Here is a 16,828-nt window from a genome sequence, read left to right on the forward strand (position 1 = left end):
GTTCGTTCAATATTTGTTGAACGATGCCTTGGCCGGTGCCCGAACTCCTAGGGGAGAGCAATGCAAGGATGACCCCGTAAAGCGCGGCATGCGCTGCGGAGTCATCCGCATCGCCCCAGGAACGGAGGGCGTCGGTCGAACATCGTTCATGTTGATTAGACGAAAAAGAAGAACACCGGCTTATTGGTGTTCTCTTTCATCATTGAATCCGTTCCGTCGACGTATCGCGATAATGGGCGACACGGTCCCGGCCGTTGAATTTTGCACCGACGTACATGGCGCGGTCGGCGTGGCGGAGTAGCGTGTCGAGGTCGTCATACTCGTGGATCGTCTCGATGCCGATGCTCGCCGTCACTTGGACGCGGATCCCTTCGGAGCCGAACGGATGGGCGCGGAGCGCTTGGCGGATCTTCTCCCCCGTCACGATGGCAGCCGCCTCATCCATGCGCGGAAAGACGAACACGAACTCTTCGCCGCCGTAACGCGTGACGAGGTCACCGCTTCGGACGAGACGACTGAACAGCGCCCCGGCCTCGATTAACACTTCATCCCCGAACGCATGGCCATACGTATCGTTAATCGCCTTGAAATGATCCAAGTCGACCAAGAACACGGACAACGGATACGAGGCAATGTCGTTCAACCGCTCCTTCGTCCAACGTTTGAGCGCCCGCTGGTTCGGCAGCCCTGTCATCGGGTCGGTCAGACTCTCATGCTGGAGCCGGTTGCGCTCGTCAATCCGTTCGAGTGACCAGGACAAGGTTTTCAACAGTCGATGAATCTCGACGGCGATCGCCCCTTCATACGCGCCGTTCGCTGTCGTCGAAATCATGCAACTGACCGCGTTCGTCGTGCTCGAAACGGGCTGGATGACGAGGGCCGAATGATGTAACTCGGTCTGTTGTGCCTGCAGGTCGGGATGCCACTCATGGAGCGAATCGTACACGAAGTACGGCTCTTCCGCATCCCGATGCCGTTCGAGCGTAAAGGCGTCGGCAATCGGTTTTGACTTTCGTCCGCTGACGTCATAGAACGTGCGGTCGCCGGTTCGATTGACTTGTAACCAGCCACGTTCGAGTTCGACGACTTCTCTTAACCCGTTCCAAAACTTCTCGATGAGCAGTTGTTCGTTGTCGACTCGGTAGAGCTGTTCTTTCAAACGCTCGACTTGGTCGATTTTCGACTGCGTCTCCTCGGTCTCCGTCGCTTTGGACAGCCCCATCTTGAGGAGCGACAGAATGAGGAACGTCGCCATCAGGCCGGTATAGCCGAACAACTGGAACGCCTCGATTGCGACCATCGTGAACAATAGCTCGAGCGAGATGACGAGCCAGTCGAATCGGAGCAGACGCCACATGATCGGGAGCGGAATCCGTTCCCCGATCAAGAACCGCGACATGAGGAAACTGAATCCGAGGACGAGGAACAAGATCGCGAAGAAACCGAGTAGCGCCGTACCTTGCTCGAGCAGATGGACGTTCGGACCAATTTGTCCGCCGAGCCGCAAGTAGACGAGTCCTGGTAAGACGAGCAACATCGCCTCAATCAACGTATTGAGCGGATAGAAATGTAAAAATCGTCGCCGCCCGACTTTGTTGGCGAACGTCCGGGCCTGGAATGTGAGCAGCAGGAGCTGTCCCATCAATAAGGCCGGGAGCAGACCGTACAAGAAGAACGTCATAAAGACAAACATCTCATGGAACGTGAAGTGCAAGTGCCGCCGCTTGAGCGGATTCATCACGAACAGGGCACCGAGCGTAAAGATGAACCAAAACAACGACCAATCAAACGTCCCGATACCGAGCCACATATAGGAGAGAATCCCCATGAAGACGATCGACCACGAGAACCAGCTCCTGACGAGGTACTTCCGAAATCGCATCGTCTCCCCCCTTTCCTTATCCGTTATCATTCTTACACAGTATGAAGGTTCTTGGTTGAAGATTCCAGCCGTTGTTTGAAAGTTTTGACAATGAAAAAAAGACCGTGACTCTCGTCACGATCTTGTCATCACTTCGCTTTTAAAAACGAGATGCCGATTGAGCCTGATCCGGTGTGTGCTCCGAGGAGCGGTGCGAGCGTGTCGACCCGAATCTTGGCTTTATCGCCGAGCTCACGTTTCCACGACTCGGCCAGCTCTGGCACGTTTCCGTGGAAAATGGAGACGTCCGTGCACTCGCCTGAATCGATGGCTTGACGGAGTGCCTCAAATAGCTGGGCCTGCGCTTTTTTATACGTCCGGACCGTCTGATATGGAACGATGAGCCCGTCTTCGAAACGGAGCACCGGTTTCAACTGCAACATGTTGCCGATGAGCGCTTTCGACTTCGAGATACGTCCGCCCTTTTGCATCTGCGTCAAATTTTGCAAAATCAACTCGATGCGGACATCCTCGACACGTTGTTTCATATACGCTTCGACGTCCTCGAGCGCGTCACCGCGTTCGACACGTTCAATCAACTCTTCGAGCATGAGTCCCATCGTATAAATCCCGGCCCGCGAGTCAATCGCGAGCAGTTTGAACTCGGCGATCTCTGCGCCTTGGACCGATGCCGAATACGTGCCGCTCAAGTCGGATGACAAGTGGACGGCGATGCCCATGTCATACTGATCTTTGATTCCTTCATACAATGTGACGAAGTCGCCGATGGCCGGTTGGCTCGTCGAGACGCGTTCGCCCGCATCAATCCATTCGTACACGGTCTTGGCATCGACCTCGACCCCATCTTTATACGGTTGATCCCCTTTGACGACGTAGAGCGGGACGATATGGATGTCCGGGTGGTGCTGAATCGAATCTGGAAGGACAACGGTGCTGTCCGTAATATAAGCAATTTTCATGTTAGGGCTCTCCTTCAATCAAAATTAGTACCTGGTAATATTATTTTATCACAGGTGAAGCGGTTTCACTATTTTTTCAAAAATCGAATTCCCTTGAAGTTTCACATATTCCCGTCCACAATGCGCCTGAAACGGGTAAAAGATAGCATCGGACAAAGGAGGAATCGGCATGATTCACATCGAGCACGTCAATAAAATCTATAAGACCGGGGATGTCGAGACGGCGGCGCTTAAAGACATCGAGTTGACGATTCAGGACGGCGCGTTCGTCGTGATCCTGGGACCGAGCGGGAGCGGCAAGAGCACGCTGTTGAACGTCATCAGCGGACTCGACACGGTGACGTCCGGGACAATCACGTTCGGTGATACCGTCCTGACCAAGTTGTCCCCGGAACAAATGACCGCGTTTCGGCGCGACCATCTCGGCTTTATCTTTCAACAGTATAATCTGCTCCAAAACCTGACCGTCTATGAAAACATTCAAATCGGGGCCGATTTATCTGACAACCCACTTCCAATCGATGAATTGCTTGAGCAGGTCGGACTGACGGCCGCCCGCGACAAGTATCCGTACCAACTGTCCGGTGGCGAACAACAGCGCGTCTCGGTCGCCCGCAGCCTCGCCAAAAATCCATCCATCGTCTTCTGTGACGAACCGACGGGGTCGCTCGACGAGGACAACTCGAAACGGGTGCTCGAACTGCTCGAACGGTTGAACAAGGAGTATGACAAGACCGTCGTCGTCATCACGCACAACACCGGCATCAGCGAGATGGCCGATGACGTCATCAAAATGAACTCGGGTCGAATTATTGAATTGACGCACAACCCGATTAAACGATCTGCTCGTGACATCCACTGGGGGTGAGACAGATGCTTTATAAAAATGTATGGAAGACGCTCGCCGGTAAATGGATGCAGCTTCTCGCCATCGCCGTCATCATCGTCATGAGCTCGCTCACGTACACGATGATGTTTTATGGCATCAGCGGCATCGAAGTCCCGACCGAGGAATATCTTGCGTCATCGAATCAAGAAGACTTTGCCGTCGAGATGCTCAACCGCGTCACCGCGGAAGAAGCAACCGCCCCCGCCCTCGCCGACTTCATCGCTTCAGGTCGATATACACTATCGGACTTGCAACGTGTCGACGAGGCGGCGTTCGATGCGTTGGTCACGGCGCGGATTGATGCCGTCGAGCGTGACATGGGCAACGCGACGCTCGAACTGCGTGCCTCAAAGCTGATTAACTATCCGTTCGGCTCGAGTGAGCACCGCGGACTCGTCTTGAAAGAAGCGGACGCCATCAACCTCTCGTATCTTGAAGCGGGCAAGCGCCCCGTGCGAGACGACGAGGTCGCCATCAATGCGAAATACGCCGAGAAGAACGACATTGCCATCGGCGACACGATTGACCTCGGCAGCCCGTTCACGGTGAGCGGGTTCGTCCTGTTCCCGGACTATACGTTGCCGCTGTTTGATGAAAATTACTTTAACCTCGACCCGGGCACTCAGACGCTTCTCCTCATGACGGACAACGCTTACGAGGAAGTGACCGGCACGGAATCGTTCCGTTTGGCTGGTGCCGCCGACGGGACAGTCGTGACGGACATCGAGCTCCCGTTCGTCATCTCGGTCATGGAGACGGAGAACATCATGCGTAGCGGCGCGATCTATAGCGAAATCTCGTCCGGTAAAGCGATGGCGCTCGGCTTGAGCTTATTCATCGTCTCCATCGCCGTCATCATCGTCGCCATCTTGATTTCGAACATGCTCGAGGCCGAACGCGGACAAATCGGTCTATTGAAAGCAATCGGGTATAACCGACGCCAAATTGCCATACCGTATCTGGTGCTCATCTTGGTGTTCGCGACGATCATGCTCGTCATCGGCTACTTTCTCGGGCTCTATTTCGCCGAACCGCTCAAAAACCTGTATCTCGATTTCTATCTATTGCCGTCCATCACCATCGCTCAAAGCCCGCTCGTCTTTCTCACGGCCGTCTTCGCCCCGCTCTTCTTCTTCGCCCTCGTCGCAGGGGCGGTCATCTATAAAATCATGGGTGAGAGCGCGCTCGCTTTGTTGTCACCTCGCGACAACGTATCGCTCAACCGCCTCAGTCGGATCGTCAGCCGCATGCTCCGCAACACACGCGGCAAGACGAAGTTCAAATATTTATACGCCGTCAAAAGCACGGGCAGTTTCATCATCTTCTTCCTCGGCATCCTGTTCTCGACCCTTCTCATCGTCTTCGCCCTCATGATGAACGGGGCCGTCGATCGGATGACCGTCGGGGAATTGAATGAGGCCGACTATGCGTACGAGGCGTATACGACGACGCAGCCTACGCTTCGTGACGGACAAGAACCGTTCCTCACCTATCCGTTCGCGTTCGTCGAAGACAAGCTCGTCACGTTGAAAGGGCTCGATGCGACAAACACGCTCGATCGGCTTATAGACGAAGACGGGAATGACTTGACGCCTGCCGCAGACGAGGTCATCGTGAGCGCCTCGCTTGCCTTGAAGCTCGGACTCGAGACCGGGGACACCCTCAAGATTGAACTCGAAGACGAGACGCTGTCGTATCCGATTAGAGGCATCGCGGATGAGTATATGGGGGACACCGTCTATCTATCGCGTGCGGCGCTCAGCGAACAGTTGTCGGACGGGACGACGGACGAGTTGTTCAACGGCATTTACGCGACCGAACGGCCGGACGAGACGGACTATCCGACCATCATCTCTCGGAGCGGCCTCATCGAGCAGTCCCAGTCCATCAATGAATATATGAATTTGATGATGAACGTCATGATCGGCGGGTCGGCGTTAATCGCCTTCAGTATCCTGTTCGTCTTGACGGCGCTCACGGTCGAGAAAAACTATTACGTCATCTCGCTGTTGAAAGTGATGGGCTATAACCGGCGTGAGGTCCGTTCGATGATTTTGAACAGCTATTTCATGTACGCGCTCGCCTCTGCGCTCCTCAGCATCCCGATCGCCCTCCTCATCTTGCGGGTCATCATCGTCGTGTTCGCAGAAGATTACGGCCTCGTCCTGCCGCTCGAATTTGAATGGGTGTACGTGCTGTATACGCTCGGCGCGGTGACGCTCCTCTTCTTCGCGAGTACGTTCATCAGTCGTCGGAAAATCGATCAAATCCCGTTACAAGAAGTATTGAAGACATATCAAGAATAATTTGTCGCCAAATAGGGCATAATAAGAGAAGAGACCGGGCCTCTCCCTGTGAGGGGCCTGACTATTAGAAGAAGAGGATGATTCTTATGAACCGTACACAAGTATTGCTCGCCATCCCAGGAAACTGGTCATCGGGCGAGGCAGTCAGCGAACAAATCAGTTTACATAGCGAAGGCTACACGATGGCAGGCCTATTGCTGTTAGAAGACGAGACTGGGAAAGCATTCACGGTCGAAGTCGTCGAGCGCGACCCTGCCCTCGCCGAGGCGATGATTCACGCCAGTTCAGGTGGCTTCACGCCGAAAATCGCGAAAGGGCTCGCCCGCCATACGCACATCGTCTATTTGATTGTCGACGTCAATGACGTGTCAGACATTGCGGCGGCGCGCCGTGCAGCCAACGCCATCTTGAACGCCGGCGGCCTCGGCGTCATGGTCGAGACGGCTGGTGTTGCCTACTCGAAAGACGAATGGCAGGAGTCGAAAGAAGAAGATCTCGCCCTCGACTACTCACTTCTGACGGCCATCACGGAAGAAGAAGACGCCTACGTCTCGTGGGGCATGAAAGCGTTCGGTCACGCCGACGTCGCCGTACCGGCCACGCTCGAGATTGAAGACGCGATTCACGTCGTCCACTCGTTCAACTTCCACCTCATATCGGGTGGTTCGATGTTCGGAGACGGAGACAGCTTCACGTTCGAGGACGGCAAGACGTTCACGGTCGAGATGGGTGAAGACGAGCGGACGTCAATCGACAACTTGCTCCATAACCCGTTCGGCTTGATTTACCTCGTGCCACAAGTCGCAGCAGAATAAAAACAAGGGCTCACAGACTTTCGTCTGTGGGCCCTTATTTTGGTTGCGGCGGCATATCGAGCGGCAAGAAATAATGTGCGCACCCTTCCCAACCGAGCTGTTCACTCAACAGGTCGAACGATGTCCGGAAGAACGCTTGGACGTCACTTGACCGATTCACCTTCTCCAGCGACAGAAAACATTCGCTCATGTTGGCGTCATAGTAGGCGTCCGCAGGTTGAAGCCGTTCCGAGGCGAGTTCGGTGTATTGAAACGGATACGGCAAGATAAAGTACATCGGCACGTCGACGGACGCATCCCCGAGCCAAAACCCGAACTCGATCATGTGCTCATCGAACGCCGCCTTCTCGATCAGTTTGTCTTCCGGGAACGGCTCGGACTTCGCGTAGACGATCATCGACGAGACGTCGAACGTGCCCCAAAACAAGGCCGGTTTCACTTTCCGGCATCGGAGCGGGGCAAGAAACGCCGCTTGTTCCCGTGCGGCGTATTGGAACAAACGCAGCCCTTTCAGCGCAGCATCGGCATCGTAAGCGAGCGGCGCCTCATCCCGGTCCAAGTATCTGAGTTCTCGCATCTCCTGCGTCTTCGGATTGAGGGTAAGGCGGATTCCGGACGCTTGAAGCGTACCGATGATTTCCATGTAATACGTTTTGAGCGTTTTCCCGTCCTCAAGCGGGAACATCGTTCGATTGGACTCGACATGCACCGTAATGATTCCAGCCGCAACGTCGACGTCAATCTCGAACAACGTCTCCCCGCTCCAGAGCGGCCCGGTCGAAAACCCGTTCACGGTGAGCGGCAATGTGACGTGAGCCCACTGTGGCTCTTGCGGGGCCAGCCCGAGTTTGATTTTTCCGAGAATTTGCGAGACGAGATGGAGCGTGAGCTTCGTGTCGACCCATTCAGAGTGACGTATCAGATTCATGAGCGTTTCCCCATTTCTTCTTTCGAACAAGTGACGCAACTACTCTCCTGATTCCCCGTGTCCGGCTCCGACAACCAAAAAAATCCACAGACACGTGTCTGTGGATTTAGCCTCGCATCTCTTGGAGACGTTCGAGTTGATGCGTCAGCTCGCCGATCGGGACGAACCGGGCGCGGCGGAGCGTCTCTCTGCCGTCGAGGAAGAACAGGACGACCGGTACCGTGAAAATCGAGTAGGCACCGGCAATTTCCGGCACCTGATCCGAATCGATGGCGACCGCCTCGATATCGGGGAACTCCGTCAACATCTCTTCGACTTGCGGTTTGAGCGAGTGGCAGACGCTACAAGTCGGATGCGAGACGTAGACGAGCAATTGGTCCGAGTCCGCAATCCGGTCTTGTAACGCAGTGAGTGTGGTGACAGCTTCCATCAAACTCCCTCCTTTATGGTTACGCGTCGAGCCAGAGAATGCCGACCGTCTCAAAGCCTGCGTGGACCGCAATCGACGGACAGAAACGCGTCTTGACGATTTCAATGTCTGGCAACTTCGCTTGGATGAGAGCGACGATATTGTCCTGCATCTCTGGAGCGAGCGCCGTCTGAACGAAGACACGGTTGTTATGAATGCCGTTCGCGGCGTGACGACGTTCGAGCTCTGTCACCATCTCGGCGTAGGCTTTCTTGAGCGACCGTGCTTTTTTGAACGGGATGACTTTCCCCGTCTCATCGAGCGTGATAATCGGTTTGATGTTAAGGATGTTGGCAAGGAACATCTCGCCTGACGAGACGCGACCCCCGCGGCGCATCGTTTCCATGTTGCCGATAATCATGAAGAAGTTCTTCTTGTCACGCCACGCTTCGAGCAAGGCGACGATTTCTTCGACCGACTTACCTTCAGCCTCGGCGGCGAGACCGAGACGGACGAGTTCTTGCTGCTCCTCGAGCGCTGCGTGCGAGTCGACCGTGTACACTTTGAAGTCGGCCGCTTCGGCCGCCGCACTCGAGTTTTTCACGGTCGAGCTCAAGCCGTTCGAGCAATGGACGGCGATGGCGCAGTCATACCCTTCTTCTTTCAAACGTTCATAACGGGCGATGAAGTCACCGAAGATCGGCTGTGACGTCTTCGCTTCTTTCTTTTGGTCGATCATATAGCGATGCAAGTCTTCGAGCGACAAGTCCACTTCGCTGTAGCCGCTGCCGTCGACGATCAATTGAATCGGGACGATATCGACACCGAGACGGGCCGCCTCTTCTTTCGAGAAATTGGCCATACTATCGGTAATCCATGCGATTTTGGTCATAACAAAAATCCTCCAATGGTCGTTCAATTTTTTCCTAACTCATTATACCTTATTTTTCGAAATCCTTCCTTTCTGACTGATTCGCACGAAAAAGACAGCCCGACTCATCGTCGCGCTGTCTTCGGCTTCGACTCATCGTGTCGAAATCAATTTTGTATGGGCAAACTCATCGTGCGGCAATTCCATGTCTTTGCCTGACTTGATCTGTTGCAACGCTTTTAACAACGGGAGACCGAGCGTGGCCGGATAGACGACATCTTTATACAACGTCCGCTTCACGACTTGTTCGAGCGAGAGCGGTCGTCCGTCTTGACTGACGACTTTAATCCCGACGACTTGGTCACCGATCGTCTGGCCATTTCTGTTGAGCAGGAAGTACACTTCCCCGGCCATCGTCACGAGCGTCGGCAAATAGTAACGTTTCACTTCTTTTCCAGGAAACAACTTTTTCCGAATCGTCTTCTCGACGAGTTTCGCTGGGGTTTGAAAAATGAGTTGGTCAATTTGACTAGCAACGGCACGTTTCCAAATTGGGACTGCCACGTTCATCATCCTCTCGTTTCGGTTCTAGGCTTTAGATTCCTCTTTTGCCTTCGCTTGAAACGCCGAAAACGGACAACCCGAACGCGCGAACAAGTTGGGCGTCACAATTTTGTCATCATAATGGCGGTGGAACACGTGCGTCGCGGCGGGTGACAGCGGCGGGATGAGCCAGCTCCATTGGCCGGTCACGTCGCGCCCTGCGTCCTGTTCGTTCTTCTCGAACCGTTTGAACTGTTTTGCCGCCGTGTGGTGGTCGACGATCGTCACCCCGGCCCGCTCGAACGACTGCAAGACAGCCACGTTCAATTCGACGAGGGCCCGGTCGCGCCAAAGCGTCCGCTCTTTCGACGTGTCGAGACCGAGCGACGCGCCGACGAGCGGCAAAAGATTATAGCGGTCCGTATCGGCCAAGTTGCGCGCCCCAATCTCAGTCTCCATATACCAGCCGTTGAACGGGATTGATGTGAAGCGCTGGCCACCGATTTCAAGCTCCATATCGGCGATGGCCGGGACGGCATGCCACTTGATCATGCGTCCGTTGAACAAGTCGTACGCCTCATGCCGAATCTCGACTTCGAGCACCGCATCGTCTGGCAGTTCATAGAGCCGGACCTCTCGCCCGTCCGTAATTAACAGCGGCAAGACGTCAAACTCGGTCCCGGCCCCGCTCCAGCCGAGTCGTTCGGCCTGTCGCGTCATCGTCAAGGATAGCGGGTCGCCAATGATTCCGTCCTCCGTCTCATACGCCGCGTACCGGATGAGTTGCGCGTTCAACAAACGAAACTCATTCGGGAGCACCGTCATCGTCGAGCGAATCTTGCCATCGTTCGTCGCATACCGTAAATGACTGACGAGCGCCTCGAACACGTCGTCGAACGTCTCTGCGTCGCGGGCATCCCGAACGTTCAGCGTCTGCCAAAACAGACGGCCGATACATCGATTCGAGTTGCGCCAGGCGAGTTTTGCCCCTTCCGTCAACTCATCGGTCGTGAGCGTATACGATCCTGTTCGTTCAATCTCATCCGCAATCGTCTGTAGCCGTTTCGAATGATCGCCTTCTAGTTGTGAGAAAAAGTGTCGGGCTACCTGAATGTCCATATTGTCGATCTCCTCTATATAGTCTGTCCCTCTCATCTTAGAGAATATCATAACGGGTTTCTACTTTTAGCGTACAGAAAAAGCGAGCCAATCGGCTCGCTTTCAGTCTGTCTGATCGATCAAGTCTTTCGCTTTTTGAATCGTAAAGCCTCGTGGTTTTTCGCTTTCCAAGGCAGTCAATCGTTTTTCAAGTTCAACCGTCTGTTCATATGACGCCTCATATTGATAGAGGCCATTGGCAAGCTCGGTCAAACGCTTCACTTGAATCGGGAATGGTGCCATTCCATCGTCAAGCAAGATGACGAGGCTGAGATCACTATCAACCGGTAAGCGGATTGACCCGTAAAAGGCGATGGCCTTGAAGCCGCGACGCATGATGACGATTGGTGATGTGCCAACCGCGACGTCTCGATTGCGCAAGCGCGTGATGGTGATGCCCGCATGAATCAATCGACTCGACGACGGTAGCGTCTCGACATACTCTTCGATCGGCGTCAGTGTTCCAGCTTCGAGCGCTTGTTCGAACTCTGACTCTTTGAGCGGACGGCTGAAAATAAATCCTTGAATGACGTGACAGCCAAATTCGCGGAGGCGGAGCAGGTCGTCCATCATCTCGACACCCTCGACGACGACATTCATCCCGAACTCCTCGGCGATGAGGAGTAGACTGCGAATGATTCCTTGGGCCTTCCGGCTTTGATTAACGTTGTGGGCGAACACCCGGTCGATTTTAATCGTCTGAGCGCTATACGCCTGCAAGTATGCGAGCGACGAGTAACCTTTCCCGAAATCGTCGAACGCGATTGGGATGCCGAGGTCATTCAATCGTTCGAACGCTTGCGTGATTTGTTGGGCGTCTTCTAACAGCGATGTCTCCGAGATTTCGACCTCGAGATAGCTCGCGGGGATATGGTGACGGGCGAGCGTGTCCTCGAGCACATGCTCGAAATGCTCTTGATACAAATATTTAGCCGACACGTTAATCGAGATTGGGATTTTTTTGGGGAGGATGATCACGTAGCGACACACTTCTTCAATCAACCAGTTCGTCAAGTCGAGGTGGAGGCTGCTCTCCTCAGCAAGCGGTATGAATTCGGCCGGCGAGATGGAGCCCCACGTCGGATGCGTCCAACGCATGAGTGCCTCGGCCCCCACGATTTGTCCGGTCCACGCGTTCACTTTCGGTTGATACATTAAATAAAACTCTTTGTTTTGAAGCGCACCACGCATATCCCGCAGCAGTTCATATCGCTTTAATGACTCAATGTCCATTTGTGAGGAATACAGTTCAAGTTGAGCCCCGATTTTCTTGTCGGCTCGGTTCATGGCAATACAGGCGTGTTTAATTAGCTCACTCGCCTGCACCCCGTCTTCCGGATATCGGCTCACCCCAATCGAAATGCGGGCGAATAAGTCATAGACGTCAACGCGGAAGCGATGGGTCGAGAGCGTGCCGAGCTTTTTCCCGAGCGCGAGCACTTCGGGATCTTCCATGCGTCGCGGCAAGACGATGAGCACGTTATCCGCATCTAAATGCCCGAGCATGGCGTCTTTCGGCAATAGGCGAATCAATTGGTTCACCGTCGCCACACGCCACTCGTCGCCAAGTTCGTAGCCGAACGTATGATTGATCTCGGCAATCCGATTGAACGATAGCGAGAATAGCGTGAACGGGTCCCGCTTGCGAGTCAAATGATATACCGACTCCGTGATTGACTCGCGATTCGGCATGTTTGTAATCGGATCGAGCGAGGCAAGACGCCAAATCTCTTCTTGTTGCTCTTTCAACTGCGTGATGTCTTTGACGAGCGTCCGGAATCCGATGACGTTCCGCCCTCAGAAAAAATCGGTTCCCGATTCTCTTCGATCCATTTGACGTTCCCTTTGGCGAAAATACGATACGAGAACGTCGATGGTTTTCCGTTCAGTGTCACTTCCCGCGCTTGTTTGATTTTTGGAATATCATCTGGAACGACGACTTTTTGCCAGTAATCCGGGTGAGCGTTGAATTGGTCTTCCGTATATCCAAAGATGAGTGAGAATCCTGGCGTCAAAAACTTGAATTGTTTTGACTCAAAATAGCGCTCAAAAATGACTGAGTCGACAATCTCGCAAAGCTGCCTTACTTTCGACCGTTCTCTCGTCAATTCTTCCTCGGCCGTGACGAGATTCGTCACGTCAAACATCGCCCATGTGACGGCTTTACGATCTTTCGATATACCGACTTTTACAATCAACTCCAAATACTGTTCCACTTTCGGATTAAAAGCGCGAAGTTGCGTCTCGTATTCAAATTGTTCGGTGTCTTGAAGCAACGTTTCGATTGCCGCCGCGAACGCACCCCGATCGTCTTCATGAATCAATTTTCGAAAATCTTCCCGCTTCATCTCAGCGAGCTGTCGTTTTGTCAAACCAAGCAGTTGTCCGGTTTGCGGAGAGTGGTAGAACGTGCCCGTTTCAAGGTCGAGTTCAATCAAGATGAGCCCAGGGATCCGCTCGAATAGCGATCGGCTCACTTTCATCCGATTGTAACGTTCTCTCAACTCCGTCTGTGTCGTCAAATCTTTGACGACGCCGTAAAGGCCCGTGATGACCCGCCCTGTATAGAGCGGTGTATTTGTGATGGACAGATGTATCGAGCGACCGTCCTCGTTCCGCACTTGCAGTTCATAATGCACCGTTTCGCCTTGGAGCGACCGTTGATGGAACGTCTGGACCCGTTCACTTTCTGTCTCAGGCAACCATAATGCCGGATGGACGAACCGTTCTTCTTCCCCGTTGAAAAGAAGCGACAGTTTTTCATTCGAGTCGACGAGCCTTAACTCTCGATCGAGTACATAGACGGCATCTGGATACTGATCTAACAGGAGCGGATCGATATTGATTCGTTCTCCACGTTCCATTTGTTCAACGTTTGATTCCAATGCATGCTTCCATTGTCGGAAGAAGCCCATTTCCACCACTCCCCGGTGTGACGAACGTCACATGAATGTCGTATTACCTTGATTATATAAGACGGAACCCGTCAAGGAGGCTTCTATATAAGATGGAACCCGTCAAGGAGGCTTCTACTTTTGAAAATAAGGGGAATAATCTCTCTTTTGTACATATTTTGAAATTAATGTCATTATTTCAAGCATCATAAAAGACCACGGCTCAATTGAGTCCGTGGTCTCCCGTTTAACGTTGTTTCACGACGACCGATCCGTAGGCCGGTACATCGACCGTGCCCGAGACGCGTTTAATCGTCTTCGTGCCCGCTTGTTTCCCATCGACGATGAGGTTCCATTGCCCGCTCGGCAATTTCACTTTAACCGTCTTAGCGTTGGCGTTGTGCGTGATGAACAAGTCTTTCTTCTGGCCAGGTGCTTTGTCATCAATCGAGTAGCTGATGACGTTCGCTTCGGCTTTGTAGAATTTCAAGTTTTTCTTCACGTCAACCGCCTTCGTCATGCGGAGACCTGGGTTATCTTTACGCATTTCGATTAAGCCCTTCATGTACTGGACGTCCGCCTTACGGTCGGCGGCCCGTTTCCAGTCCATTTGGTTAATGCGGTCCGGCGATTTGTACGAGTTGTGGTCGCCTTCTTTCGTGCGCATGAACTCTTGACCTGCATGAATGAACGTTGTTCCTTGGCTCGTCAAGAGGATGCTCGACGCGAGACGGTGCATCTTCGTACGGTCCGCTTCCGACGTTTCTGGGTTCGTGAGTTCAAGCTTGTCCCAGAGCGTGTGGTTGTCGTGCGCTTCGACGTACGTGATCGCTTGCGTCGGTTCTTTCGTGAAGCCTTTGATGTCGGCGCTATAATCGATTTCACCGACGATGCCTGTCTTGATGCGGTTCTCAAGGCCGGCTTTCCCGTTGATGAAGCCGTTGTCCGTGTCGATGAAGACACTGCCTTTCAAGCCGTCGCGGATGTTGTCGTTGAAGTGTGCGACGCCTGGCATCTTGTATGCGTTCTTCTGGTTCGCTTTCTTCGCCGGGTCGAGCGGCGTGCTGAGGTCCCAACCTTCGCCGAAGACGAGGATAGATGGATCCACTTTGTTCAACGCCGAACGGACTTGGTTCATCGTCTTGACGTCATGGATGCCCATGAGATCGAAACGGAACCCGTCCCAATGGTACTCTTGCGCCCAATAGACGACCGAGTCGACGATGAGCTTCTGCATCATCTTGCGTTCAGACGCAGTGTCGTTGCCGACGCCCGTTCCGTTCGCGAAGTCGCCGCCCTCTGTGTAACGGTAGTAGTAACCTGGGACGATCTTATGCAAGTTCGACGCCTGCGCATCGAACATGTGGTTATAGACGACATCCATGACGGCGCGCAAGTTGTTGTCATGGAGCCCTTGAATCATTTGTTTCATCTCACGAATCCGGACTTTCGCATCATATGGATTCGTCGAATACGAGCCTTCCGGCGCGTTATAGTTTTTCGGGTCATACCCCCAGTTGTATGATGCATCCGGTTTCGTCTCATCGACCGAGGCCGTGTTATAGTCGTACACCGGAATGAACTGGACGTGTGTGACACCGAGGTCTTTCATATGGTCGAGGCCAGTCTTTGTGGCTGTCTTCTTGCCGTTGACGAGGAGGCGTGTGCCTGGCTCGACGACACCGAGATATTTGCCTTTGTTTTTAATCCCTGAATCGTACTTGTCTGACGTGACGTCGAAAATCGACAAGTCGCGAACGTGCGTCTCATAGATGATGGCGTCTGTCCGTTTCGCCAATTTCGGCTTCATCGAGTTCCAACGTTTCGGTTTCGTCTCGTTCAAGTCGACGACGACCCCTTGGTCCCCGTTCACACCGACTGCTGTCGCGTACGGATCGACCGCGCGGACGCTGCCGGACGCGTGCTTGACGTTGTACGTGTAGCCGATGCCGTCCAAATCGCCACGGACGTCCGCGACCCATGTGCCGCGCTCGCCACGCTTCATCGAGATCGTCTTCTTCAAGTCTTTGTCTGAAGCCGGACGCGTTTTCGGCATGTTCCATAGTTCGAGCTTCACGTCTTGTGCCGTCGGGGCCCAAAGGACGAATTGTGATTTTGACTGCTTGTAAGTCACGCCGAGTTTGCCATCATAGGCGTATTTCGCATCGAACTCCGGTGACCGGAGGACGTCGCCCGCTTGGAGTACTTTATCTCCGAACGTCGGGTGCTTCGCCGTGATGACCGCCGCCAAATCGATGTCTGCACTGAAACGGACGGTGACCGACTTGTCGCCTGACTTCTCAACCGATTCAACGGTCGCACCTTCGACCGTCAATTCGCTCAAGAACTTCTCGTCGATGACGCGGTTGAGCGTGAGCTCCGCTTGACGGAACGTGTCCGCCTCGAATGAGACGATTTTCGGTGAACGATCGATTTCTGGTTCTGAATAGTAAATCGTCGAATCCCCTTCGACGAGCCAAATCTCTTTCGCCGTGCTGAGCGCGAAACGGTCTGTGCCGTCTTTTTCGGCCCATTCGCCTTTTTTCGTGACGAGTCCGATGAGTTTCTTCGCGTCCGGGTTGGCAAACTTCACGTTCGCGACACCGCCGAAGGCGTCCGTCTCATCGAAGTTGATGTTTTGACCGTCGCCACCGTCTGGCCATGTCCAAAGACCCCAGTCCGTGTATGTATTGTCGTAACGGAAGTAATGAACTTTCATATCTACGTCCGTTGCTGCCGTCTCCCCGTCTGGGTTCGACGTATAGATTTTCGAGTCCCCTGACTTGATCCATACTTCGGCAACGCCGTCTTTGATCATATCGCTCGTGATGAAGCGGTCGTTCTCCGACCCTTTATCTTTCTCCCAGTTGTCCGTACGGACGATGAGACCGAGCTTTTCAGGTGAATCGACCGGGAATTCGTAGGCCGCCACCTTTCCGAAATCGTCCTCGCCGTTGAAGGCGAAGGCTTTATTCGGGAAATAATCTGGGTTATTCGCCCAAAGCCATAAGTTCCAATCCGTTTGATTGTCCGGGGCCTCTTGATAGTGAACGACGACGAGCGTCGACTTGCCTTTATCGAGAGCGGACGATGACATCGGAAACATTGAGAACACTAGTGCAAACGTTAGCACAACTGCCCATGCCTGTTTCCATCGCTTGTTGACCATGTGGG

The 16,828-nt window shown here is 53.6% G+C and carries 13 protein-coding genes; 3 read left to right on the plus strand and 10 right to left on the minus strand.

The features are described 5' to 3' along the window. Positions 1 to 199: 199 nt before the first annotated feature. Positions 200 to 1,882: a GGDEF domain-containing protein gene (locus tag KNP71_RS04625; RefSeq protein ID WP_131471896.1), complete on the minus strand. Its 1,683-nt coding sequence runs from the start codon at positions 1,880 to 1,882 to the stop codon at positions 200 to 202. A gap of 128 nt (positions 1,883 to 2,010) precedes the next feature. Further along, positions 2,011 to 2,841: a DegV family protein gene (locus KNP71_RS04630; protein WP_021066472.1), complete on the minus strand. Its 831-nt coding sequence runs from the start codon at positions 2,839 to 2,841 to the stop codon at positions 2,011 to 2,013. 169 nt (positions 2,842 to 3,010) lie between these two features. On the opposite strand from KNP71_RS04630, the gene KNP71_RS04635 reads away from it, so the two are divergent. The 3 genes from KNP71_RS04635 (at position 3,011) to KNP71_RS04645 (ending at position 6,851) form a co-directional block, all read left to right on the plus strand. Then, entirely contained in the window at positions 3,011 to 3,709 is a 699-nt protein-coding gene (locus KNP71_RS04635; RefSeq protein ID WP_021066471.1) for an ABC transporter ATP-binding protein, read from the plus strand. A 5-nt stretch (positions 3,710 to 3,714) separates the two neighbouring features. Continuing rightward, positions 3,715 to 6,036 (plus strand): ABC transporter permease, encoded by a 2,322-nt coding sequence (locus tag KNP71_RS04640; RefSeq protein WP_214830115.1) that lies wholly within the window; start codon positions 3,715 to 3,717, stop codon positions 6,034 to 6,036. A gap of 86 nt (positions 6,037 to 6,122) precedes the next feature. Continuing rightward, the gene (locus KNP71_RS04645; RefSeq protein WP_241764574.1) at positions 6,123 to 6,851 is read left to right on the plus strand and encodes a DUF4261 domain-containing protein; all 729 of its coding nucleotides are present in this window, start codon (positions 6,123 to 6,125) and stop codon (positions 6,849 to 6,851) included. A 34-nt stretch (positions 6,852 to 6,885) separates the two neighbouring features. Here KNP71_RS04645 and KNP71_RS04650 read toward each other — a convergent pair whose 3' ends face one another. The 8 genes from KNP71_RS04650 to pulA form a co-directional block, all read right to left on the minus strand. Next, complete coding sequence (locus KNP71_RS04650) at positions 6,886 to 7,779, minus strand: DUF5996 family protein (protein ID WP_214830116.1); 894 nt, start codon at positions 7,777 to 7,779, stop codon at positions 6,886 to 6,888. A 106-nt stretch (positions 7,780 to 7,885) separates the two neighbouring features. After that, positions 7,886 to 8,209, minus strand: coding sequence for a thioredoxin family protein (locus KNP71_RS04655; protein WP_021066467.1), 324 nt, complete (start codon positions 8,207 to 8,209; stop codon positions 7,886 to 7,888). Positions 8,210 to 8,228: 19 nt separating this feature from the next. After that, a complete protein-coding gene (locus tag KNP71_RS04660) occupies positions 8,229 to 9,080 on the minus strand; it encodes a DegV family protein (RefSeq protein WP_029594935.1) in 852 nt (283 codons plus the stop codon). A 132-nt stretch (positions 9,081 to 9,212) separates the two neighbouring features. Then, complete coding sequence (locus tag KNP71_RS04665) at positions 9,213 to 9,629, minus strand: RDD family protein (protein WP_236355703.1); 417 nt, start codon at positions 9,627 to 9,629, stop codon at positions 9,213 to 9,215. 18 nt (positions 9,630 to 9,647) lie between these two features. Then, positions 9,648 to 10,721, minus strand: coding sequence for a nitric oxide synthase oxygenase (locus KNP71_RS04670; RefSeq protein ID WP_058764326.1), 1,074 nt, complete (start codon positions 10,719 to 10,721; stop codon positions 9,648 to 9,650). A gap of 102 nt (positions 10,722 to 10,823) precedes the next feature. Next, complete coding sequence (locus KNP71_RS04675) at positions 10,824 to 12,509, minus strand: putative bifunctional diguanylate cyclase/phosphodiesterase (RefSeq protein WP_214830117.1); 1,686 nt, start codon at positions 12,507 to 12,509, stop codon at positions 10,824 to 10,826. Beyond that, entirely contained in the window at positions 12,506 to 13,675 is a 1,170-nt protein-coding gene (locus KNP71_RS04680; protein ID WP_214830118.1) for a PAS domain-containing protein, read from the minus strand. Before KNP71_RS04680 ends, KNP71_RS04675 begins: the two co-directional genes overlap by 4 nt. A 226-nt stretch (positions 13,676 to 13,901) precedes the next feature. After that, positions 13,902 to 16,823, minus strand: a complete 2,922-nt coding sequence (gene pulA / locus KNP71_RS04685; RefSeq protein WP_029594931.1) for a type I pullulanase — start codon at positions 16,821 to 16,823, stop codon at positions 13,902 to 13,904. Between the last annotated feature and the right edge of the window lie 5 nt (positions 16,824 to 16,828).

The organism is Exiguobacterium sp. s56, from assembly GCF_018618255.1.
GTDB classification, from domain to species: Bacteria; Bacillota; Bacilli; order Exiguobacteriales; family Exiguobacteriaceae; genus Exiguobacterium; species Exiguobacterium chiriqhucha.